This window comes from Microbulbifer aestuariivivens, assembly GCF_039545115.1.
In the GTDB taxonomy this organism is placed as follows: domain Bacteria; phylum Pseudomonadota; class Gammaproteobacteria; order Pseudomonadales; family Cellvibrionaceae; genus Microbulbifer; species Microbulbifer aestuariivivens.
Genome location: NZ_BAABRT010000008.1, coordinates 130,777 through 152,804 on the forward strand (window position 1 = coordinate 130,777; position 22,028 = coordinate 152,804).

Annotated in this window: 16 protein-coding genes; 10 read left to right on the top strand and 6 right to left on the bottom strand. The window is 56.6% G+C overall.

What is annotated here, in order from left to right; all coding sequences use genetic code 11:
- The first annotated feature begins 3 nt into the window (after positions 1–3).
- Entirely contained in the window at positions 4–1,710 is a 1,707-nt protein-coding gene (locus ABEA58_RS06760) for a sodium:solute symporter family protein (RefSeq protein WP_345550004.1), read from the top strand.
- A gap of 260 nt (positions 1,711–1,970) precedes the next feature.
- On the opposite strand, the gene ABEA58_RS06765 is transcribed toward ABEA58_RS06760, so the two are convergent.
- The gene (locus ABEA58_RS06765; RefSeq protein WP_345550006.1) at positions 1,971–3,956 is read right to left on the bottom strand and encodes a BCCT family transporter; all 1,986 of its coding nucleotides are present in this window, start codon (positions 3,954–3,956) and stop codon (positions 1,971–1,973) included.
- A 113-nt stretch (positions 3,957–4,069) separates the two neighbouring features.
- Here ABEA58_RS06765 and arfB point away from each other — a divergent pair, with 113 nt between their 5' ends.
- Both arfB and ABEA58_RS06775 read left to right on the top strand, forming a co-directional pair.
- Positions 4,070–4,486, top strand: a complete 417-nt coding sequence (arfB, locus tag ABEA58_RS06770) for an alternative ribosome rescue aminoacyl-tRNA hydrolase ArfB (RefSeq protein WP_345550008.1) — start codon at positions 4,070–4,072, stop codon at positions 4,484–4,486.
- Positions 4,487–4,591: 105 nt separating this feature from the next.
- Complete coding sequence (locus tag ABEA58_RS06775) at positions 4,592–5,656, top strand: Ldh family oxidoreductase (RefSeq protein WP_345550010.1); 1,065 nt, start codon at positions 4,592–4,594, stop codon at positions 5,654–5,656.
- A gap of 522 nt (positions 5,657–6,178) precedes the next feature.
- Here ABEA58_RS06775 and ABEA58_RS06780 read toward each other — a convergent pair.
- Entirely contained in the window at positions 6,179–6,820 is a 642-nt protein-coding gene (locus ABEA58_RS06780; RefSeq protein ID WP_345550012.1) for a DUF2799 domain-containing protein, read from the bottom strand.
- A gap of 371 nt (positions 6,821–7,191) precedes the next feature.
- Here ABEA58_RS06780 and ABEA58_RS06785 point away from each other — a divergent pair, with 371 nt between their 5' ends.
- The 6 genes from ABEA58_RS06785 to ABEA58_RS06810 all read left to right on the top strand — a co-directional run bounded on the left by ABEA58_RS06785 (position 7,192) and on the right by ABEA58_RS06810 (position 14,508).
- Positions 7,192–8,634, top strand: a complete 1,443-nt coding sequence (locus ABEA58_RS06785) for an amidase (RefSeq protein WP_345550013.1) — start codon at positions 7,192–7,194, stop codon at positions 8,632–8,634.
- A complete protein-coding gene (locus ABEA58_RS06790) occupies positions 8,631–9,830 on the top strand; it encodes a pyridoxal phosphate-dependent aminotransferase (protein ID WP_345550014.1) in 1,200 nt (399 codons plus the stop codon). The genes ABEA58_RS06785 and ABEA58_RS06790 overlap by 4 nt, the downstream gene beginning before the upstream one ends.
- 90 nt (positions 9,831–9,920) lie before the next feature.
- Entirely contained in the window at positions 9,921–10,139 is a 219-nt protein-coding gene (locus ABEA58_RS06795) for a hypothetical protein (RefSeq protein ID WP_345550016.1), read from the top strand.
- A 743-nt stretch (positions 10,140–10,882) separates the two neighbouring features.
- Positions 10,883–11,458, top strand: coding sequence for a dTDP-4-dehydrorhamnose 3,5-epimerase (gene rfbC, locus ABEA58_RS06800; protein ID WP_345550018.1), 576 nt, complete (start codon positions 10,883–10,885; stop codon positions 11,456–11,458).
- A gap of 310 nt (positions 11,459–11,768) precedes the next feature.
- Positions 11,769–12,908 carry a dTDP-glucose 4,6-dehydratase gene (gene rfbB, locus ABEA58_RS06805; RefSeq protein ID WP_345550019.1) on the top strand — a complete coding sequence of 380 codons (1,140 nt, stop codon included), beginning with the start codon at positions 11,769–11,771 and terminating at the stop codon, positions 12,906–12,908.
- Between the two features lie 181 nt (positions 12,909–13,089).
- Complete coding sequence (locus ABEA58_RS06810) at positions 13,090–14,508, top strand: mannose-1-phosphate guanylyltransferase/mannose-6-phosphate isomerase (RefSeq protein WP_345550021.1); 1,419 nt, start codon at positions 13,090–13,092, stop codon at positions 14,506–14,508.
- An 86-nt stretch (positions 14,509–14,594) separates the two neighbouring features.
- Here the strand turns inward: ABEA58_RS06810 and ABEA58_RS06815 are convergent, their stop codons facing one another.
- The 4 genes from ABEA58_RS06815 to ABEA58_RS06830 all read right to left on the bottom strand — a co-directional run bounded on the left by ABEA58_RS06815 (position 14,595) and on the right by ABEA58_RS06830 (position 19,208).
- On the bottom strand, positions 14,595–15,998 hold the full coding sequence (locus ABEA58_RS06815) for an O-antigen ligase family protein (protein WP_345550023.1): 1,404 nt from the start codon (positions 15,996–15,998) through the stop codon (positions 14,595–14,597).
- A gap of 442 nt (positions 15,999–16,440) precedes the next feature.
- Entirely contained in the window at positions 16,441–16,887 is a 447-nt protein-coding gene (locus ABEA58_RS06820) for a hypothetical protein (RefSeq protein WP_345550025.1), read from the bottom strand.
- A 239-nt stretch (positions 16,888–17,126) separates the two neighbouring features.
- Complete coding sequence (locus tag ABEA58_RS06825; protein ID WP_345550027.1) at positions 17,127–18,380, bottom strand: LapD/MoxY N-terminal periplasmic domain-containing protein; 1,254 nt, start codon at positions 18,378–18,380, stop codon at positions 17,127–17,129.
- Between the two features lie 111 nt (positions 18,381–18,491).
- Positions 18,492–19,208, bottom strand: coding sequence for a transglutaminase-like cysteine peptidase (locus tag ABEA58_RS06830; protein ID WP_345550029.1), 717 nt, complete (start codon positions 19,206–19,208; stop codon positions 18,492–18,494).
- A 1,068-nt stretch (positions 19,209–20,276) separates the two neighbouring features.
- Here ABEA58_RS06830 and ABEA58_RS06835 point away from each other — a divergent pair.
- Positions 20,277–21,635, top strand: a complete 1,359-nt coding sequence (locus ABEA58_RS06835; protein ID WP_345550030.1) for a lipopolysaccharide biosynthesis protein — start codon at positions 20,277–20,279, stop codon at positions 21,633–21,635.
- Positions 21,636–22,028: the final 393 nt, after the last annotated feature.

Genomic DNA, 22,028 nt, shown 5'->3' on the forward strand with positions numbered 1-22,028 from the left:
GTCATGGATATTCAAACTTTAACAATCATCATCGTTGGCCTGACGTTTGCCGTGTATATCGGTATCGCCGTCTGGGCGCGGGCCGGCTCCACTCACGACTTTTACGTCGCCGGCGGCGGCGTCAACCCGGTTGCCAACGGCATGGCGACGGCGGCCGACTGGATGTCGGCAGCGTCTTTCATTTCCATGGCGGGCCTGATCAGCTTTATGGGCTACGATGGCGCCGTATACCTGATGGGCTGGACCGGCGGTTACGTGCTGCTGGCGCTGTGCCTGGCACCCTACCTGCGCAAGTTCGGCAAATTTACCGTGCCGGCCTTTATCGGTGATCGCTACTACTCGAATACCGCGCGCACGGTGGCCGTGATCTGTGCCGTATTCGTCTGCTTCACTTATGTGGCGGGGCAGATGCGCGGTGTGGGTGTGGTGTTCTCGCGCTTCCTGGAAGTGGACATCACCACCGGTGTGGTCGTGGGCATGGGTATCGTGTTCTTCTATGCCGTGCTCGGCGGTATGAAGGGCATCACCTATACCCAGGTCGCGCAGTACTGCGTACTGATCTGTGCCTATCTGGTGCCGGCGATCTTTATCTCCATCATGATGACCGGACACGTGATTCCGCAGATCGGTTTCGGCAGTGAATTGAGCGATGGTTCTGGCACCTACCTGCTGGACAAGCTCGATGGCCTGTCGACGGAGCTGGGCTTTGCGGAATACACCTCGGGGACCAAGAGCACCATCGACGTGTTCTTTATCACCGCTGCGCTGATGGTGGGTACCGCTGGACTGCCGCACGTGATCGTGCGCTTCTTCACCGTGCCCAAGGTGCGTGATGCGCGCAAGTCAGCCGGATGGGCGCTGCTGTTTATCGCTCTGCTCTACACCACCGCGCCGGCCATCGCCACTTTCGCGCGGGTGAACATGATCGATACCATCAATGGTCCGGAGGCTCAGGGCACCTCTTATGAAGAAGCGCCGAGCTGGGTCAAGAACTGGGAAGGTACCGGCCTGATCTCCTGGGAAGACAAGAACGGTGACGGCAAGATGTTCTACTCCGGCGATGAGCGCAACGAGATGAACATCGACCGCGACATCATGGTGCTGGCCAACCCGGAAATCGCCAACCTGCCTGCCTGGGTCATCGCTCTGGTGGCTGCCGGTGGTGTCGCGGCGGCGCTGTCCACTTCCGCGGGTCTGCTGCTGGTGATTTCCACCTCCATTTCACACGACCTGCTGAAACGCAACCTGATGCCCAATATCACCGACAAGCAGGAGCTGCGTTATGCCCGCATAGCCTCGGGGGTGGCCATCTGCATCGCCGGTTATCTGGGTATCAATCCGCCGGGCTTTGTGGCGCAGGTGGTGGCATTCGCCTTCGGGCTCGCGGCCTCGTCGTTCTTCCCGGCGATTATCATGGGCATCTTCAGCAAGCGCATGAACAAGGAAGGGGCGATTGCGGGCATGATTACCGGTATTACCTTTACCGCGGCCTACATCATCTACTTCAAGTTCATCAATCCCGCGGCCAATACGCCTGACCACTGGTGGTTTGGTATCTCTCCGGAGGGCATTGGTACCCTGGGTATGCTGATCAACTTTGCGGTGGCCATTGCCGTGGCGCGCATGACCGATGATGCGCCCAAGCATGTACAGGAAATGGTGGCCAGTATCCGCTTCCCGAAAGGTGCCGGTGAGGCAGGCGGGCACTAAACAAGCCGATACTCATTAAGAGTAATCATTAACAGTAAACAGAGCTCAGGCCCCGCATTGCGGGGCCTTTTTTTTAGGTCACAGTGGCCGCTTTCCGCTTTCCGCTTTCCGCTTTCCGCTTTCCGCTTTCCGCTTTCCGCTTTCCGCTCTCCGCGCAGCGCTTTCCCTTTCGCCTCCGCACACCGTTTTTTGGTTTGGGTACAGCTTGTGTGCGCCGGGGGTGATTGCCGTCAGCGCATGGGCCGTTCCAGTGTGCGCTTTTAGCGCAGTGTGTGCAGGTACTGCATATGGCGCTCGTACTGGGACACCATATCGGTGAGCAGCTGGTCCTTGGTCCAGCCCATCACATCGTAGTCCTGACCGCCTTCAAACAGATGCACCTCGGCGCGGAAGTAGACATCGCTGGAACCATCGTCATGGGTGTCGTCGAGCACCTTGTCCGGATTGTCTGTCTCGGGTTTCAGGGTTGCCCTGGGCTGCAGGCCATAAATAAAACTGATTTCCTCGCCCTGCTGGACCTCCAGCTGAATGTAGTTGTTCTCACCCGCGGTCACACTTGCGGTATAGCCATTTTTTTCCATTTCCCGGGCGAACTCCTCAAGGGATGGCTTGCCAACCTCGTGGATAAAATCTTTCACCTCGGCCAGGGAAGGCAGTTGCAGCGCATTTTTTAATCGCCGCTGCCAGACCACGGGGTTGCGCGCGCTGATGGGCGATACCGGCGTGCTCTGGGCGATTTTTTTCATGGTGTCGGTGCGCAGTGCCGATATCAGCCCATAAATGGCCACCAGCAAAATCACCGAGAAGGGCAGCGCGCTGGCGATCACGGCGGTTTGCAGTGAACCCAGGCCACCCGCCAGCAGCAGCGCGATGGCCACCACCCCAATCAGCGCGCACCAGAACACGCGCTGCCATAACGGGGTGTCATCGCGGCCGTGAGACGACAGCATATTCACCACCATTGCGCCCGAGTCTGCGGAGGTGACAAAGAAAACGATCACCATAATCACGGCGAGCAAAGAAAAGAAACCCGAAAAGGGGAACTGCTCCAGAAACTGGAACAGCGCAACCGACTGGTCGTTGGCCACTACCTGTCCAAGCTCGGTGAGCCCCTCATCCAGGATCATGTGAATGGCGGAGTTGCCGAAGAAGGTCATCCACAGAAGGGTAACCCCGGCGGGCACCAGCATGGCGCCGACCACAAACTCGCGAATCGTGCGGCCGCGGGAAATACGCGCGATAAACAGGCCCACAAACGGAGACCAGGACATCCACCATCCCCAGTAGAGAATGGTCCAGCCACCGAGCCAGTCCGTGGGTTGGTAGGCGTAAAGATTGAAGGTTTTGCCGATCAGCACCGACAGGTAGCTGCCGAAGTTCTGCACGAAGGCCTGCAGCAGGTAAACGGTGCTGCCCAGCAGCAATACCATCAGCAGCAGGATGGCGGCGAGACTCATATTGAGTTGTGACAGGCGTTTAATGCCGGCATCAAGCCCCATCACCACGGAAATGGTGGCGAGGATGGTGGTGATAATAATGAGACCCACCTGTACACCACTGCCCACCGGCAGGCCGAACAGGTGATTGAGGCCTGAGTTGATTTGCAGCACGCCATAACCCAGCGTGGTTGCCACACCGCAGACGGTGCTGACGATGGCGAACACATCCACGGCGTGGCCGAGCGGGCCGTGTACCCGCTCACCGATCATCGGGTAGAGTGCCGAGCGCAGTGTCAGGGGTAGATTGTGGCGATAGCTGAAATACGCAAGGATCATGGCCACGATGGCGTAAATGGCCCAGGCGTGAAATCCCCAGTGGAAAAAGGTCAGCATCATGGCCTGGCGCGCCGCTTCCACGGTGCCTGTTTCTCCAACCGGTGGTGCCAGATAGTGCATCACCGGTTCAGCCACGCCAAAAAACAGCAGGCCTATGCCCATCCCGGCGGAGAACAGCATTGCGAACCAGGAGCCGAACCCGTAGTCTGGCTGAATATGCTCCGGCCCCAGTTTGACCCGCCCCAGTTCCGACACACCAATAAAAATCACACTCAGCAGAATAATGGCCACCACCAGCACGTAGTACCAGCTCATATTGGTGACAATCCAATTCTGCAGGGCCTGAAACTGGATGTCGGCGTTTTCCGGGAAAAACACCGCGTAGGCCACCAGCATCAGGAGCACCCCGGTCGCGCTGTAGAAAACCGGGGGATCGAAGTGAGCCTGCTTCTGGGAGTTCTTTTCGGTCATTGCGCGGTTACCATTTAAAATGTCTCGGCAGGGAGGTGCAGTTTTGCGCCTATGGGAAACAGCATAGACAATGGCTGCAGTTATCAGTAAGCCTCATATGAAACCAAACAGTTATGTTAAAAATTTCTAGCAGCCTGGACATTCCGCTCGACGAGATCGAAATGCACGCGGTGCGCGCCCAGGGCGCCGGCGGCCAGAACGTGAATAAGGTGGCCAGCGCCATCCACCTGCGTTTTGATATTCCCGCCTCGTCGCTGCCGGAAGAAATAAAGGCGCGCCTGTTGGCGCTGGGGGATCAGCGTATTTCCAGTGATGGTGTTATCGTGATCAAGGCACAGCGCTTTCGCACCCAGGAAAAAAATCGCACCGATGCGCTGGAGCGATTGCGGGAGATCGTTGCCGCCGCCGCGCGGCGACCCAAAAAGCGCGTGGCCACCAAGCCCTCACGAGCGGCCAAAGAGCGCCGCCTGAAGCAGAAAACCCAGCGCGCGCAGATCAAGTCCATGCGCGGCAAGGTGAGCGATCACTGATCGGCACTGCGCAACGTCTTGTACCGCAGGTGCCGCGTCGCGGCGGCTTCCGTCAGACACGGGAGCGCCACCAGCAGTAAAAAAAGCTTTCCACCGGAGGATGCCATGAGTAATCGTTACGCAGCCGAAGACCTGCACAGGTTTGTCACCCAGCTGTTTCATCGTGCCGGGCTGGCCGAGGAGCGGTCCGCGGTGATGGCCAATGTTTTTCTGCAGGCGGACCTGCTGGGTTTCACCACCCATGGACTCAACCGGGTCTGCAGTAACCTCAACTGGCTGGTTAATGGCGAGACCCGCAAGGAGGGCGAGCCGCAGGTGCTGTCCGACCGGGGCGGCTGCTTCAACTGGGATGCGGATTTCCTGCCCGGCCCCTGGATACTCTCGCAGGCCATCGGCGAGGCCCTGCGGCGGGTGAAGGAGCGGGGTGTGGTTACCGCCACCCTGCGCCGCAGCCAGCACATCGCCTGTCTCGCCGCCTACCTGCCGCCTATTATCGAAGCGGGCTGTGTGGGCATTCTCACCTGCTCCACGCCGGCGGAGCGCACCGTGTCGCCCCAGGGCAGCTGCGATGCGCTGTTTTCCGCCAATCCCATCGCCTTTGCCGCGCCGGCGGGGGAGTATCCGCTGCTTTTCGACATCAGCATGTCGGTGACCGCAGGTGGTTACGTATCCCGCGCCAAGCGCGAAAAACGCCTGTTGCCGAGCGAATCCCTGAAGGACAGCCATGGGCGCCTTTCAAACGACCCGGCCGCCCTCGAGGAGGGTGGCAGCATCCTGCCGATTGGCGGTGCCGATCACGGTTACAAGGGCGCGGCACTCAGTGCCATGCTCGAGGTGCTGTCTATGGGACTCAGTGGCTATGGCCGCGGCGATGCACAGTCCAGCCGGGACGATGAGGCCAATTCGGTTTTTGTGCAGATTATCGACCCGCAGGCCTTCGGCAAGTCGGACGACTTCCTGCGTCAGACCACCGCACTTTGCAACCTGTGGCAATCCTGTCACCCGGACGAGGGCAGCGATGCCCAGGTTCGCGTGCCGGGCCAGCGCGCCTGGAGTGACCGCGCCCGCCAGCTGAAAGATGGGGTGGAGCTGTACCCGTCCATCATGGCCGACCTGGAGCCCTGGGCAGACAGGCTGGATGTGATCGCGCCCCGTGCGCTGGACGGATAACAGCCCGTGCCTTGCACGGAGAAACCGGCGCAGTGACTGCCTGATGCTGGCCCCGGTGCCAGTGCCGTATGCAGCTCTTGTTGCCGGCTCGGGATACAGCGCGGCTGCGAAGGCTGACGCGCAGGGGGCGCACAGAGTTCGCACAGAGTGCGCATAGAAATCGAATGGGGTTCCGGGGGCTGAACCATGAAAAAGGCGCGCAGTTGTGGCTGCGCGCCTTTTTCGTTGTGTCTTTGTCGCTGTGTCTTTTTCGTTGTGCTTTTGTCGTTGTGCCTTTGCTGGGCAGCGCTTTCTTGTTGCGCTGGGCTTGTGTTTCCCTCGTTTTTCCCTGGGGTCTCTCTAGTGTCTCCCTAGTGTCTCACTAGTGTGTGTCCCGCTGGCGTCTCTCTAGTGCTGGTGTCTCTCTCGTGTGCCTTGCCGCTTGCCGCTTGCCGCTCACCGCTTATCGCCTGCTGCTTGCCGCTAGCGCTTCTGAATCACGTTCCTGATTGCCTGCTCTTCGTTTGAGCGGGGGTGCAGCCATTACCGGTAGGGGCTGCGCAGCTGTATCTCATGGAACGCCGCCTCGCGCAGCGCCAGCTCGTACTCCATGTCCTCGATCTCGAAGCCGAGCTCGGTGTGGCGGGTCTTGAGGCGGGCGATATCCGCCAGCAGTTCAATGCGCTCTTCCTTGGTGGCCTCGTCGCTCACCAGGTGGGCGCTCATCTCGGTAATGTCGTCGAGGAGGTGCTCACGCTCATTGTGGGCACTGCGGATGGCGCTGGCCACGTCGTTGACGGCCCGCTGCGCCTGGTAAATCTCCCGGCCGGATTCGTAGCCGGCCAGGAAGTCATCTTCGAGATCCCGCGGGCACACGCCTCCGTAGGTGCCGCCGGCGCGGCCGATACGAAACCCGCGCATTTCGGTGCAGTAGAGTGTGAGCCCCTCTGCGCGGCCCGCGCGATAGGCCTCGGTATCCGGCCGCACACCGTGATCGGCGCAGGCCTGACGGCGCTTGCCGAGCATGGCAACGGTCTGGCCGGCGGCGCCGTCCTCATAGCCAATGGCGCGCCAGTCTGCGGTCACGCACTCCTCCGCGCTCATGGTGGCGCAGCCATTCAGAAAAAAAACGGCCACAGCCAGCACAGCGATGACTTTGATGGTATTCACGATACTCGTCCCCATCGATACTTTCCCCATCAATACCTTGCCCATTGATACCTTCCCCCGTAAAGCGTGCAGAACAGGGCTTGCAAGTTACCGCGCTATAACTGACCGCAAGCTGAAGCAAAGCCCATAAGCGTGACCAGTTTCTCAGAAGTCCCGTGATATGTCGCGATGACCTAGAGCGTTTTAGAAAAGTGCCATTTCAGGTGTATTACTGGCCGCATCCAGGGCGCACACGGGGAGTTCTGGCGCGGGTTGCTTTAGGTTGGCCAATCGGGGCGCCTGATTACACGCCAAAAAGCCCGAAATGGCGCCAGCGAGTACTAGGATAGGGGGGCAGGTAAAAGAATAAACAAGACAGACAGCTAATAAGCATGGAGGACACGCGGATGAATGATTTCGTCGCCATGACCGCTCTCGAGTTACTGCAAGGCTATCGGGACAAATCATTTTCTCCGGTAGAAGTCGCCGAGGCCCAGCTGCAGCAGATCGAGCGCTGCAATCCCGCGGTCAATGCCTTCAATCTGGTGGACCCGGAGACTACGCTGGAGTTTGCCCGCGCCTCCGGGCAGCGTTATCAGTCCGGTGAGGTCCGCGGGCAACTGGACGGGGTGCCGGTGGCCATCAAGGATGTATTCCTCACGCCCATGTGGCCCACCCTCAAGGGCTCCAAGACGATTGATCCCGCTTCAACACTAAACAAGTCCGCCCCGGCGGTAGCGGCGCTGGAGCGCAATGGCTATGTGCCCCTGGGCAAAACCACTACCCCGGAATTCGGCTGGAAAGGCGTCACGGACAACCCCATCGACGGCGTCACCCGCAACCCCTGGAACCCGGAGAAGACCGCCGGCGGCTCCAGCGGTGGCAGTGCTGCGGCGGTGCCCTTGGGCATGGGCCCGCTGGCGCTGGGAACCGACGCCGGCGGTTCCATCCGTATCCCGGCGGGTTTCTGTGGCCATGTTGGCCTCAAGCCGAGTTTCGGTGAAGTGCCCCACTGGCCCGCCAGCCCCTTTGGCACCCTGGCCCATGCCGGACCCATGACCTGGACCGTGGCCGACTGCGCACTGATGATGAACGTGCTCAGTGAAATGGATGAGCGCGATACCAATGCCATCCCCCGTCGCGGAATCGATTATCTCGCAGCTATTCATGGTGAGCCGCAGCAGCTGCTGAAAGGCCTGAAAATCGCCTTCAGTGCCACCCTGGGCTATGTGGAGGTGGAGCCGCAAGTGGAGCAAACCGTGCGCGCGGCGGTGCAGCAGTTGCAGGCACTGGGTGCTGACGTGGTGGAAGTGGCGCCGGGGTTCGACGATCCACTGGCGGCTTTCGGCCATCTCTTTTACGGCGGTGCCGCCAACGCCCTGCGCGATATCGGCAAGCGCCAGCGCGCCCTTATGGACCCGCAATTGGTTTCCGTATCGGAAAAAGCCGCCCAGCTCTCCATGCTCGACTACCTTGGCGCGGTCAATGAGCGCATGGCCCTTTGCGAGCGCATGGTGAATTTCCATCGCAGGTACGACCTGCTGCTCACGCCCACGCTGCCCATCACCGCCTTCAAAGCCGGGCGCGAAGTGCCGGAAGACTGGCCCAGTACCCGCTGGCCCTCGTGGACGCCGTTTACTTATCCCTTCAACCTCACCGGTCAGCCAGCGCTGTCGGTTCCCTGTGGTTTTTCCACTGATGGCCTGCCCATCGGCCTGCAGATTGTCGGGCGCCGGTTCGAGGATGCCACCGTGCTGCGCGCCGGCCAGGCCTACCAGCTGGCGGCACCGCTTACCGACAGGCGCCCGCAGCTGTTCCATGAAAAAACCGCACGGGGGGCGCAGGCGTGAACCGGCTGGATTTTGATTTCTACGAATCGGAAGACCCGGTCTGGAACCCGGCTCTGCTGACGATCCCGGTACCGGGTATCCGCAAGATGGTCAACCTCGCGGCCACCATGGACGACGTGATTCACCTGTCCATCGGCCAGCCGGACGCACCCACACCACCCCATGTGATTCAGGCCACCATCGACGCACTGCAGGCGGGGCAGACCGGTTACACCATGGATGCCGGGCTGCCGGAGTTACTGGAGGCGCTGGCGGAATACAATACCGAGCGTTACGGTCGCCCCGTCAGCCCGGAAAATATTCTCGTCACCACCGGCGCCACCGAGGCGATTTACCTGGCGCTTACCGCCGTCTCCGCCCCGGGGCGCGAGTTCATCGTGCCGGATCCGTCATTTATGCTCTATGCGCCATTGATCCGCATGAATGGCGGCGAAGTGAAATACATCCCCACGCGGGCGGAGAACAATCACCAGCTGGATCCGCAGGAAGTCATTGATGCCATCGACAGCAATACTCATGCGATCATTCTCAATTCCCCCAGCAATCCCACCGGCACCGTCTACCCAAGAGAAACCGTGGAAGCCATCGTGCAGGAAGCCGCCTATCGCGGCATCTATGTATTGAGTGATGAAGTTTACGATCACCTGATCTATGACAACCTCGACTACGCCAGTGTGCTGTCGTGCTGCTCCGATCTCGATCATGTGATGATCATGAGCAGTTTTTCCAAAACCTTCAGCATGGCCGGTATGCGCATCGGCTGGTTGATTGCCAGCCAGGGCGCCATCCGCAAACTGCGCCGCTACCATATGTTCACCACCACCGTCGCCAACACCCCCTGCCAGTGGGCCGGCGTGGCGGCACTGCGCGGTGACCGATCCTACGTGGCCAACACCGTCGAGACCTACCGCAAGCGTCGCGACCGACTGGTTGAACTGGTCAACCGGACACCCTACCTGGAGGGTTATGTCCCCGAGGGCGCTTTTTATTTGTTCCCCGCACTCCCCGAGGGCGTCAACGGCAACAACGTCGCCCTGCGCATGTTGCGCGAAACCGGTGTCTGCACCATCGCCGGCGACACCTTCGGAGAGTCCTGCCGCAATGCCCTGCGCATCAGCTATGCAACCTCCATCGAGAATATCGAGGAAGCTTTTGAACGGATCATTCCGTGGATGGAAAAGCAGGATTTTGGCTGACTGTTCTGGGGGGCTGCTCAGGAGCGGAGAATCTGCAAAGCTGTGGTCGGAGTAATATTGTGTGACGTGCTTTAGATAGCAGTAGTTAACATGAATCGACTTCTTGATCTTGTAAAATGTGCGATATCCGGTTTTGTTTCTGGGTTTATCGTTATGGTTCTTTGGTTGGAAGGTTCGCCAGTTGTCGCAAAACTTTTTGATACAGGGAAGCAGGATGTTGTGCATTGGTTGTTGATTGGTGGATATATCATCGTGTTTCCTATTTTATTTAAGTTATTTAATAAGCTCTTAGGGGTTGGTAGGCGCTGAAATTTTCCACGTAATGGTTAATGAATGCTTTAATGTGGATTCGTAGCGGGTGGCATTAGTGATTTCCGCTCAGTTTGGTATTTTAAGTGGCGGTGGCGGTGGCGGTGGCGGTGGCTGTAGTAGCCCATCCTCGTGAAGCAGTCATATTCCGCCAAAGTATTTGATTATGGTTTGCCCATGGCGGGCTTGAGGTTTTGATTCTTTGTCAGTGGCTGATGAAGAAAACGTCAGTGCAATCGATTGAGCGAGTGTTCTGGCTGACATCCGTTACCCCGCAGGTGATGCCTTCATCGCCAATATCTTCCTCTTGCTCATCGCCCCTCTCCTCTCTCGCCTAGGTTTGGCCTAAAGTAGGTTGGTAGCTGACCGCTCAAGCTGTTTTTCCTGTCGGTGGCGCTCAAGAACTTGTCACTCTCAATGTGTAGCGCCGCACCTGTAATCGACGTATCCGGATATGGCGCCGTTACAAGTTTTGACTGTCTATGCCGACATGCGGTGCCAAGTCGGCTCAGTATCTAGGGGCTGGGCGCGGCATTTGGCAAGCCAGCAGGAAACTCAAGGTCGTGAGTAGGTCCGGTGCAGAATTTAAGCGGTGTGGAAGTCAATTTTTACAAGCCTAGCTGCTTTTTATGTGAGTTTTTTTACTTTCAACAGCTTGCTGTAAGCAGCATGAACGACAATTTGTATCGAGCTATAGATCATCTTGGTTGAAGAGTGATCTCATAACTAAGTGGTGCAAAGCTATGAAGGTTATCGAAACCGAAATCCCTGACGTAAAGCTCATTGAGCCAGGAATTTTTGGCGATGAACGGGGGTTTTTCTTTGAATCCTTTCGTCAGGATATATTCAATCGCCTGTGTGCAGAACGCTCGTTCGTGCAGGACAACCACAGCAAATCCGGCAGGGGCATACTGCGGGGTTTGCACTATCAGACGGCGAACCCCCAGGGAAAACTGGTCCGCGTAACCCAGGGGCAGGTTTATGATGTGGCCGTTGATCTGCGTAGGGACTCAGCCACGTTTGGGGAGTGGGTGGGTGTGTTGCTGTCCGCTGAAAATAAGCGCCAGCTGTGGGTGCCGGAAGGATTCGCCCATGGTTTTTATGTCACCTCGGATACCGCGGAATTCGTCTACAAATGCACCAACTACTATGCTCCACAACATGAGCACTCTATCCGCTGGGATGATCCGGATCTTAATATCCGCTGGCCGATCATGCCGGGTGAGAAGCCCAAGCTCTCCAAAAAGGACGCCGAGGGTAAGTACTTTAAAGAGGCGGAAGTGTTTGAGCGATCATTGGCAGACGGTTACATGGCCTGACCGGGATCTGGTGTGGGCGCTGGGCTGCTCCGTGCGGGGTTTCCCTAGCTCGTATCATTCGCTGTTAATTTTATTTGAAAATAGCTGCCTACGCCCAAGCCATTCCCCGGCCCCGTTGCCCTGATCCGGGTGAAGTGCATGGCCAGTGCAATCCTGTTCTCAGAGGGCTTATGCCTGTGTATGGCTTCTCGGCTTATCGTTTACTCGGTTTAGTCAATGGATGCACACTGAATGGATGCACTCTGAATGGATGCACTCTGTAAGACTGGCCAAAGGGCAGCCGCCAGCCCCAAATAACCAATGGTGATTATTGATGAGCAACCTGCTTGTGACCGGTGCCGCCGGTTTTATCGGCGCAAATTTCGTGCACTACTGGCTGCAAACTTATTCCGGTGACAGGGTGGTTGCACTGGATGCGCTGACTTATGCCGGCAATCGGGCAAACCTTAACCCTGTTGAGTGCAACCCAAACTTTGTGTTCTGCCACGGCAATATTTGCGATACCGCACTGGTGGAGAGGTTGCTTAGAGAGCATGAGATAGACACGCTGGTGCACTTTGCCGCCGAGAGCCACGTGGACCGCTCCATCATCGGCCCGGATGCCTTTATCGAAACCAATATCATCGGTACGCACAGCCTGCTTAAAGCCGCCAAACAGGTCTGGCTGGAAGAGGGGCAGCAGCGGCAGACGCACCGCTTTCACCATGTGTCTACCGATGAAGTCTATGGCTCTCTCGGTCCCGCTGATCCGCCGTTCAGCGAGGCCACGGCTTACGCGCCAAACAGTCCTTATTCCGCCAGCAAGGCGGCATCGGACCACCTCGTCAGGGCCTACCACCATACCTATGGCCTGAATGTCACCACCAGTAATTGTTCCAATAACTACGGCCCGTACCACTTCCCCGAGAAATTGATTCCGCTGGTGATCACCAACATCCTGCAGGACAAGCCTCTACCGGTGTACGGTGACGGCCAGCAGATCCGCGACTGGCTGTATGTGGAGGATCACGTGCGGGGTATCGAGCGGGTGATCAAGCGGGGGCGGCTGGGTGAGTCCTACAATATCGGCGGCAATAACGAGTGGACCAACATCAATATTGTCACGCTGATCTGCAGCCTGATGAACCAGCGCTTTGCCGGCCAGCCAGCCCTCCGCCAGCGCTATCCGGCAGCCTGCAGTGCCATTGCCGGTCAGGCGGAAACGCTGATCCAATATGTGGAGGACCGCAAGGGGCATGACCGGCGCTACGCCATTGCCCCGGAGAAATCTAATCGGGAGCTGGGCTACAGGCCGCAGGAGAGTTTCGAGTCCGGCATCCGCAAAACCATCGATTGGTATCTGGCCAATGATCAGTGGTGGCGAGCCATCCTGGATGGCAGTTACCGGCAAGGGGCATCTGAGGGCTGCCATTCTCAGGCCGGCGCGGCTGAGCTGACGCAGGCGCCGTGAGCACTTACCGGTGCCATGTCATCCCATCGGCCGCCCCGAAGTAACCGCTTACCTGTACGTGCATTCCCCGCGATGATGGGTAAACTAGGCCACCTGATTCGCCGGTTGCCCCTTTGCTCATAAACCCACTGGCTGTGGGCGTGGCAATCCGCTCGCTAGAGAATTTACAAAAGGTAAGTGCATGATCCTGCCCGTAATCATGGCCGGTGGTTCCGGCTCCCGTCTGTGGCCCCTGTCGCGCCAGCTTTTTCCCAAGCAATTTCTGCCCCTCACCGGGGAGAGCACCATGCTGCAGGAGACCTGTGCGCGTCTGGTCGGCCTGGATCATCAGCCGCCGCTGCTGATTTGCGGAGACGACCACCGCTTCACCGTGGCGGAGCAGCTGCGGGAAAATAAACAGGGCCACAGCGGCATCGTACTGGAACCGGCGGGTCGCAATACCGCGCCGGCGGTAGCACTGGCTGCGCTGCGCGCGACATCAGGCAGCGAGGGCGACCCGCTGCTACTGGTGCTGGCGGCTGATCATGTGATTCGCGACGTGGCCGCGTTCCAGAGCGCCGTCAATACAGCGGTCCCCTATGCCGAGCAGGGCAAACTGGTGACTTTCGGTATCGTGCCCACCGGCCCCGAGACCGGCTACGGCTATATCCGCCGCAACGCCGCCTGCGCTGACAGCGGTGCGAGCGCTTTCGCCGTGCAGGAGTTTGTTGAGAAGCCCGACCGCGCCACCGCCGAGCAATATGTAGGCAGTGGTGACTTTTACTGGAACAGCGGCATGTTCCTGTTCCGTGCCAGCCGTTACCTGGAAGAACTGAAAGCGCATCGCCCGGATATCCTCGCCGCCTGTGAACAGGCCATGTCCGCCGCCGCCATCGATATCGATTTCGTGCGCCCCGCCAGGGAAAGCTTCCTCGCCTGTCCGGACGACTCTATCGACTACGCGGTAATGGAAAAGACCCAGGATGCGGTCGTGGTGCCCATGGACTGTGGCTGGAGCGATGTGGGCTCCTGGTCTGCCCTGTGGGAAGTGTCAGAAAAGGACGAACAGGGCAACACCGCCCGCGGCGATGTCATCCTGCAGGATTCCAAAGGCTGCTATGTGCAGAGCGACAGCAAGCTGATCGCCACCGTGGGTCTGGAAGACATCGTGGTAGTGGAGAGCGATGACGCGATTCTCGTCGCCGCCAAGGATCGGGTACAGGACATCAAGGAGGTGGTGAACAGGCTGAAAGCCGAGGATCGCTCCGAGGCCCGAGTGCACCGCAAAGTCTATCGCCCCTGGGGCTTTTACGATTCCGTCGATGCCGGTGATCGTTTCCAGGTGAAGCATATTGTGGTCAACCCCGGCGCCAAGCTCAGCCTGCAGATGCACCACCACCGCGCCGAGCACTGGATTGTGGTCAGTGGCACTGCCCTGGTCACCAATGGCGATAAAGAGCTGCTGGTGACCGAGAACCAGTCCACCTATATCCCCCTTGGCGTGACCCACCGGCTGGAAAACCCCGGCTCTATACCGCTGGAGCTGATCGAGGTGCAGTCCGGCTCTTATCTCGGTGAAGACGATATCGTGCGCTTTGAGGATCAGTACGCGCGCGTGTAAGCGTCCGCACTTCCATCATTGTGTATTTTGCTCAGAAGCCAGAAGCCAGAAGCCAGAAGCCGGCGCAGGTCGGCATCTGCCCACGCCTACCCAGCCCGTTTCTCGGCGGGCATAAACCGCGCCTGCCAGGCCAGTGCCAGACACAGCAGAAAATAAACCGCAGTGGCCGGTGCCTGCAGGTGGAAATCCGTCAGCAGCATAATCAGCTCGGCAATAATCGCCATCACGGCCGCAAAGGCCATGCCCTGCATCAGGCTGTCGCGGCGCTGGCGCAGCGCGTTGAATGCATGAAACAAGCTCCATAAGACCGCAACCCCCAACAGCAGCGTCGCCGGTAGGCCGAACTCGATGGCGAACTGCAGGTAGTCATTATGCGCCTGGTCGTAAAAGCTCTGGATGTCCGCCCCTTTTACAGCGGGGAACGAAGAGTAGAAGCTGCCGCCGCCAGTGCCGGCGAGAGGGTACTGTTCAAGCAACCTTAACCCGTCGCGGACAACCTCGTCGCGGGTTTCCCCGCTGAAGCTGGTATTTTCCAGCCGGTTTTTCAGCTTCTCCACCCCGAACCAGCTGCCGACAATAAACAGGTCGATCACCAGCAGGCTCGCCAGCAGTACCGTCAGGCTGCGGCTTTTTTTGCGGATCAGCAGTAGTCCGAGTACGCCGGTGATGGAGAGGCTGGCAAAGAAGGCGGTGTTGGCCATGCGCGAATGGGACATCACCAGGCCGATCACCATCATTGCCAGACACAGGCGCACCACCGCCTTGCCGTTCATGAGTGTGGCCAGAGTGCCGCGCAGGAATTCCCTGACCGAACCCGCTTGCCTGCGGGACAGGCTGGCGATCAACAGGCCGATGCCAAAACACAGGCACAACACCAGAAAATTGCCGAAGTGGTTCTTGTAGAGGAAGCCACCGGTGGCAATGGTGTTATTGGGGAAACCCAGTATCCAGGTGGTCTCGGAGCCAGAGAGCGCCAGCAGCACCCCATAAAAAGCCTGAAAGGTGCCGGTAATCACTATCACCAGTGCCGCCTGCTTCAGGCGCTGCGGTGTATTCACCAGGGCAACAGCCAGAAACAGCAGGCACCAGTAGCTGAGCCCCTTCAGCAGGCCGACGCGGGTCTGGTTGGGGTCCAGTGACAGGGTGCCCGAAATAGCCTCCGGGTTGGCAGACAGAAAATGCCCCGCCCGCTCGGGGGAAAGCATTTCCAGCAGGCCAATGGGCAGCGGCAAAACCTGCAGGCCGACCCAGAACTGGAACAGGGCAAACAAGGCCAGCAAGGGCGCAAATGGCTTAAGCGTGTGCAGGCGCGGAGAGTAGGTGTTCACCAGCAGCCAGCCACCCAGCAGGCAGAAACTCCATACCTCCAGTAATGCCCAGGCCCAGGGGCGGTGTGAACCCAGCGGAATCGGCAGCCAGAACAGCAATACCAGAAAGGTATAAAACAGGCCGCGCTCAAGGCGCGCAATGCGGGGACTGGCTTCGATCATGGGCGTAGTATCGCTGGGGTTTGTCGCTGGGGTTTGTCGCTGGGGTTTGTCGCTGCAGGTGGTCGCTATGAACTTTCGTTAGCCAGTATTCTAAAAAGGCTTGTTAGCGGTGTCTTTAGCCGTGTGTTGGGCGATATGGTTGCTGAGTTAGAGAGACTGGTTACAGGGTTTTGCGCTATCCCGCTATCACGCTGTCGGGAGTTGAGGTTAAGAAGGTAAAAAGCGGGTCATCAAGTGGAATCGCTGCGGTTAATTCCAGACCCTATTTCCAGTCGTGCCGGCTATTCATTGTGATCGTAGCGGGGCAGCGAATGCGGAGCATTGACCCGTCACAAGTCCAGAAAGCCAGCAAAAATTCAGCCACCAATTCGCAGCAGCTTAAAAAGAACAAAGCCATAACGAAGAAAGGCCCTTGCGGGCCTTTCACTGCTACGGCGTATTGTCAGTTCTTTGACGGACACACCCCATCGCAGCCGCCAGCACCATTAACCCCGGGCGGGGAGAAGGGGTTGGGGCCGCCAGCCCCCGGCGCGAAGCCCAAGCCACCAGCAGCCGGAGGTGCGGTAACCTTAGTGGGGTCAGCACCACCGGCAATGGCTGCCGCCAGTGCATCCTGAGGGTCCATGCCTTGTGCTGCGGCGGCATTAATGATTGCCTGGGCTTTGTCCGGGCGAAGAGCAATCGCTACAGCGATAATGGCGTCGGCTTCAGCCGGAGCCGCCGCCAGTGCCTGGGCTACGGCATCCTCAACGGAAGTACCTTCCGCCACCGCATTGGCAATGACCTGTTGTATGGTGTAACCCGCTTCGATATTTTCGGCGATGCCGGCTGTGGCTATACCGCTGAGCAGACTAGCGCCCAGAGCTACCCCCAAAATTGCCTTCTTCATGATGGCTCCTTGTGTGTTTTGTTTTCCCCAAAGATGCAGCAATTGTACCGACCCCGCAGTAAATGGGAAGAGTTCACGCCAATACAGCCAACAGTTTCTCACCCCTGTTTGAGCTTGCCCGGTCGAATAATGCGCAGCGGAAAAAAACCAAGCGAGCCGCGATGGCATTTGGCGCCAGAGGGCGGCGGGTGGAGGCCACCTGTAAAGTACGGGAAGGGAGTTGGAGTGGAGGGCGCTGGTTACACCTTCTGGTAATTATCCGATTTGTCTGCTGCACTGGCCGATTCACCGGTCTGGGTTTGGTTGCCGGCGGTTGCTACTCGCTGAGAAACGGTTTGCGTTTTCATCGGCTGCCGCACGCCTTTTGGCTGCTCTGGCTGTTTCTGCTGGGCACTGTGCTGCTGGTAAACACCCCACTGGAAGGGTCTTAGTCGCCGCGCTTGCGTTAAAGCCCATTTAAAGTGCTCTATCGCAGCACGCTGGCTGACGGAAACAGAGAGCGGCATCACCACAACGCGCAGGCCGCGGCTGGCATTCGGTATTGGGTTCAGGTTTGCGCTTGAACGAGATGTGGTGGCAGCGCTCATCGTCTGCCAGTGTGCGGGTTGGCTTGCGCCAATCACCGCACACAGCCAGCCTGCCAGTCCGCAGGCGGCGGCCTGGTGCCCTTCGTGCAGGTAGATGGCGTATTGGTGCCCGCCCAGATGATACAACGCCAGCGCAGAGGGCCAGTTTTCAAGGTGGGCGCGCAACAACTCTGGCAGTGTATTACCCGCTTCAGCAGGGTTTGCTTCATTCGGTGGGGGGGCACGGTTGCTGCCGGTATCCACCAATAGCCAGTACTCCTCACGAGTATCGCGGGTGCGGCGTGATCTGCGTAGCTGCGCTTCAAACTCCTGGCGGTTACCCAGCGGCATGAAATGGTTGGTTTCGCTTGCTGATGACTGTACGGTTCGCGCTTGCACACGCAGGGTGAACAGCAACGTCAGTGCCGCACTGGCAATAAACAGCCCGCAGTAACCGATGGCTAATCGCCAGAGTTGCTGTTGCGCGGGTGCCGGGTGGATTTCAGCGGTAACCTCGGCGATCACCCGCCAGTCATAGTCGATGTTGGCAGTGGCGGCAGGGGCATGGAGATTGATCCTGCGGATAAACCAGTCGGGTACCGGTAAATGCAGGGTGGGGCTTTCCCGTTTGACCAGAATGCCACCCTGGGTATTTTGTATGGAGATGGCGCGGTAGTGGCCGCTCTGCACCAGTGCGGTCACTGCCGTATCAAGGCTTAGGGAGTCGCCCTCTATCAGGTAGGGCCTGAGGGCGAGCGCCAGGGTGTTGGCGCTGTCTCGCGCCGTACCCTGCAATTCTGTCTGCAGGTAATCGCGGGTTGTCGCCATCGATAACCACAGGCCCCCGCCAAGAGCCAGCAGCAGGACCACCGCCAATGCCAGAGGGTGTAAACGGGCAAGGCGCGCCGGAGCGATCGGTCGTTCCATGACAACCCTCCTTTGTTTATTCCTTCTTCCTTTTATATGGCTATATAGGGAAGCTGCCTGTTGTGGACCGTGAAGCATGAGTCACGAGTTTTTGGTGAAGCGCTGTGGCGGTTAAATATTGAGGCCCTGCGCGCGCAAGCGCCGCCTGAGATCTTCCCAGAGCATCGAACCACTGAAGTTGCGGACCTTGCGAGGGTTGGTAGATAGAGGCTGCAGCCACAGCCCGTCGGAATTGAAACTATAGACGGGCTGCAGGTCTTTGCGCAGGTCGGCTGACACTACAGCATTGGTCAGGTTGTCAAGCACCAGCGGCACAGCGCCAGGCTGGGGGGTGTAAAGCAGCACCATGTGCGCCTGATTCAGCTCCAGGGCATTCACATACATCAAGCGCAGTTGCGCGCCGGGTATCCGCGTCAGCTGCAAGGTGACCAGCTTGGCGATGGCGAAATCTTCACAATCCCCACCATGAGATGCGATAAACTCAGCCGGTGTCGCCCAATAATCCTCCGCGCCCCAGTGGGCCGCATCCCCCACAAATGGCACACGGTTGAGGAAGCGGTTAACCGCCTGTAATTGCTGGGGCAGATCGGCGCTTGTTTGCTGACCGACAAAAACCTGCCAGTCGCGTAAGCGGACTACAGCCTCTGGCCCAAAACGTGCATTCATCTGTGCAAGCACCCTGGGTGAGACCAGCTGCATTTGCTGGGGCAGGGCACTGGACGCGAAGAGCAGGCCGAGCGCAACCAGTGCCCAAAGCCCAATCCGCCAGCCCGCAAAGAAGCGCTGGCCACTGAATGGCAAGTCAACCTCAAGATAGGAACCACTCATTCATCGCGCCCAGGCCGGTAGGTCCCGGCCAATATGACAAACAACCTAAGTTTGGCAGGTGAAAAAATAGAAGGGTTGGGGAGGGATCGATGTGAGTGAAAACAAGCGCCTTTCAGATGGTATATGGAGGGCGAAACAATTTTATCTGTGGAACCTGGTGGGGAGCAGTCAAAGAGTATGACCAAAGAGCAGGCGGCCGCAAGTTAGCTAAATACGTTATTTGGGCAGTAAAAGTAGAGGGGGGGGGTAATACAGGTTGCTTGAGGGCAGAGTGAGTAAGGCAACTCAGTAAGTGCGCTCATCGTCATCCAATCATCTGAGGCAGCGTGACCTGAGTTGACCGATGAGGCAGGCGGATTTTAACTTGAATCCCGCCCGGTTTTTGCTAGAGTAGAAGCCTTTAAAATGTGAATATTTTCGCGCAACCTGAAAATTAAAGAACGCTGCTGGCTTTGAAGATGAAGGCTATCTCGACCTCTTTAGGCGCCGCGTAGGTTAATAGGTAGGTGGTTGTGTTCAGAAATTAGAGCAATCTGGCTGTCGTAGCGGAAGTATATAAAAGCGGTATGCATTGTTCGTGAGCTAAGGCAAAGGCAGTGAGTTTACACTTATATACTAGCTGCCAACCATTACAGCTAGTATATACGGGCTCGGTTTGCCACACTAAGCTTTTTTGAGATGGCATTTCCAGTGCCCGGTTGAATTTTTCTGCCTGCCTTGGGCCTCCATTCGTAAATCTTACCTGTGATCCTCAATATTTCCAAAATGAAAATCAATGACCTATAAAAAAGTATGCGCAAGTTAGATAAAATAGTGACTACCTCTACGAGTCACTGGCGGTCGAGTCAGTTATCGTCACACTCGCCTAAAGCGAATTGTGGCTAGAGGGAGCTGAAAAATTTTCAATCCAACTAGTGCATACTAACTCACTGTTTGTAAATATACTATTCGGTATTGGAAAATCCTGATTTTGCATAGCCTTGATTATGTATATTGCAGGAAGCAGGTCCATGTAAATTTGAAAGCAAATTATAATGAGGGGGGGTAACCGCCTCCTGATTTTTGAGTATGTCGACTAATCGAATTCTGCAATTAACCTCCAATAGATATGTTCTCAAGATTTTGTCGGGTGTCGGCGCTAATACATATGGGCAATTGGTGACCTTATTGACTCAATTGATAAGTGTACCCATTTTCTTGTCCAATTGGGGGGTGGAGATATATGGGCAGTGGTTGATAATTAGCACCATTCCGGCCTACTTGATGTTGAGCGACTTTGGGGTGGGAACAGTTGCTAAAAATAAAATGGTTATGCATGCAGCGAATAATGAGGAGTGTGAGTCAAGAAAAGTTTATAATGCAGCCGCGATATTCACCGGCCTACTTAGCTGTTTGTTGTTGGTAAGTGTGATAGTCGTCATAAGCACTGATGTAGCAAAAGAGTTTTTAGCGGGAGATTCTTTTGATGAGAATGATGTCGTTATAGCGATAGTATTCCTATTGTTGCAAGTTATAGTGGGAATGTTTACAAATCTTAAATCTGCTGTGTATACCGTGTGTCGGCGCTATGCTGAAGGTATGGTATTTGTGCACACGGCTCGGTTATTTGAGGTGTTTTTGTCTTTAGCAGCCCTGATTTTGTACGGCGACATTGTATCGGTTGCACTGGCAGGCTTCTCTGGTAGAGTTTTGATCTATTCAATTATGAGCATTCGATTGTTTTGGCTGACCCAGACATACTATCTTTATCCCTCGCTTTCTGCTTTTCAGTCTGCCTTATCACTTTTGAAACTCGGCGGCGCATTTATAATTTTCCCTATGGGTCTGGCAATAAGTATACAAGGAATGACTTTAGTAGTTGGTTCGATACTTGGGGCGGCTGCTGTGGCTCAGTTTAACGCGATAAGAACCCTTACTAGGGTGCTCGTGCAAATTGGTTCAATTGTTAATCATTCTTTGTGGCCTGAAATAACTGTAGCATTTCAGCAAAATAACCAAGAGCTGTTAAGAGGACTATGGAAAAACAGCTTATTTTTCGTGGCGGTATCGAGCAGCTTGGCGTCCTTGTTTTTATCAATCTTCAGTGAAGAAATTTTCTCTATGTGGCTGGGAGAGTTTGAATTAGATGGCGCTCTATACGGATTGATGCTTTTTGTTGCAATAATGAGCGCATCAGCTCAGTCTAGTTGGATAGTATTAATGGCAACAAACAATCACGCAAAGTTCGCAATATATTACATTCTAACATCTATACTATCAGTAATTATTGCTGCAACCTTAATGCCCATTATAGGTGTAATTTCAGCAGGAATTGGATTGCTGTTAAGTGAGATTATGGTGTTAGTTGTATCGTGGAAAATGTCAAACCAAGTCATGGACTCTCTTGGGCAGAGGAGGAATGTTAGCGATCGGTTGAATGTTTCATAAATAATGGCCCATGTGATTATGTGTTGTTTATTGTTAGGGTGAGAGTTAACCAAGTTAGCGTGTAAGAGTAACGTAAGCAGCAATTGTTTTCGTAGTGAACGATTTAAAAGGTAATATATTTAGTGAAGCTTTGATTGTAAGTTGTGCGAAGTCGCGGGAGATTAGACCGTGGCGCGGCTAAAAAAAGACCAGCTCAAGGTCATTTTTCACTGCTTTTAGGCGTATCAAGTCAGTACTGAAAGAAAGCCAAAATAGTTTTAGGGCATCTCTGAAAAATAGCCCATTTCTGGCAAAATACAGTTTTCCAACCGGGAACCTAGAAAATGACCCAGCTGACCTTCGCTGAAGCTGAATATGCAGGCAAGAAACGAAAAACCCGGCGGGAAAAATTTC

What these genes read in the sequence shown, in the direction of transcription:
- ABEA58_RS06760 (WP_345550004.1), top strand. Translation starts at nt 4, where the DNA reads ATGGATATTCAAACTTTAACAATCATCATCGTTGGCCTGACGTTTGCC.
- ABEA58_RS06765 (WP_345550006.1), bottom strand. Translation starts at nt 3,956, where the DNA reads ATGACCGAAAAGAACTCCCAGAAGCAGGCTCACTTCGATCCCCCGGTT.
- arfB (WP_345550008.1), top strand. Translation starts at nt 4,070, where the DNA reads ATGTTAAAAATTTCTAGCAGCCTGGACATTCCGCTCGACGAGATCGAA.
- ABEA58_RS06775 (WP_345550010.1), top strand. Translation starts at nt 4,592, where the DNA reads ATGAGTAATCGTTACGCAGCCGAAGACCTGCACAGGTTTGTCACCCAG.
- ABEA58_RS06780 (WP_345550012.1), bottom strand. Translation starts at nt 6,820, where the DNA reads ATGGGGACGAGTATCGTGAATACCATCAAAGTCATCGCTGTGCTGGCT.
- ABEA58_RS06785 (WP_345550013.1), top strand. Translation starts at nt 7,192, where the DNA reads ATGAATGATTTCGTCGCCATGACCGCTCTCGAGTTACTGCAAGGCTAT.
- ABEA58_RS06795 (WP_345550016.1), top strand. Translation starts at nt 9,921, where the DNA reads ATGAATCGACTTCTTGATCTTGTAAAATGTGCGATATCCGGTTTTGTT.
- rfbC (WP_345550018.1), top strand. Translation starts at nt 10,883, where the DNA reads ATGAAGGTTATCGAAACCGAAATCCCTGACGTAAAGCTCATTGAGCCA.
- ABEA58_RS06810 (WP_345550021.1), top strand. Translation starts at nt 13,090, where the DNA reads ATGATCCTGCCCGTAATCATGGCCGGTGGTTCCGGCTCCCGTCTGTGG.
- ABEA58_RS06815 (WP_345550023.1), bottom strand. Translation starts at nt 15,998, where the DNA reads ATGATCGAAGCCAGTCCCCGCATTGCGCGCCTTGAGCGCGGCCTGTTT.
- ABEA58_RS06820 (WP_345550025.1), bottom strand. Translation starts at nt 16,887, where the DNA reads ATGAAGAAGGCAATTTTGGGGGTAGCTCTGGGCGCTAGTCTGCTCAGC.
- ABEA58_RS06825 (WP_345550027.1), bottom strand. Translation starts at nt 18,380, where the DNA reads ATGGAACGACCGATCGCTCCGGCGCGCCTTGCCCGTTTACACCCTCTG.
- ABEA58_RS06830 (WP_345550029.1), bottom strand. Translation starts at nt 19,208, where the DNA reads ATGAGTGGTTCCTATCTTGAGGTTGACTTGCCATTCAGTGGCCAGCGC.
- ABEA58_RS06835 (WP_345550030.1), top strand. Translation starts at nt 20,277, where the DNA reads ATGTCGACTAATCGAATTCTGCAATTAACCTCCAATAGATATGTTCTC.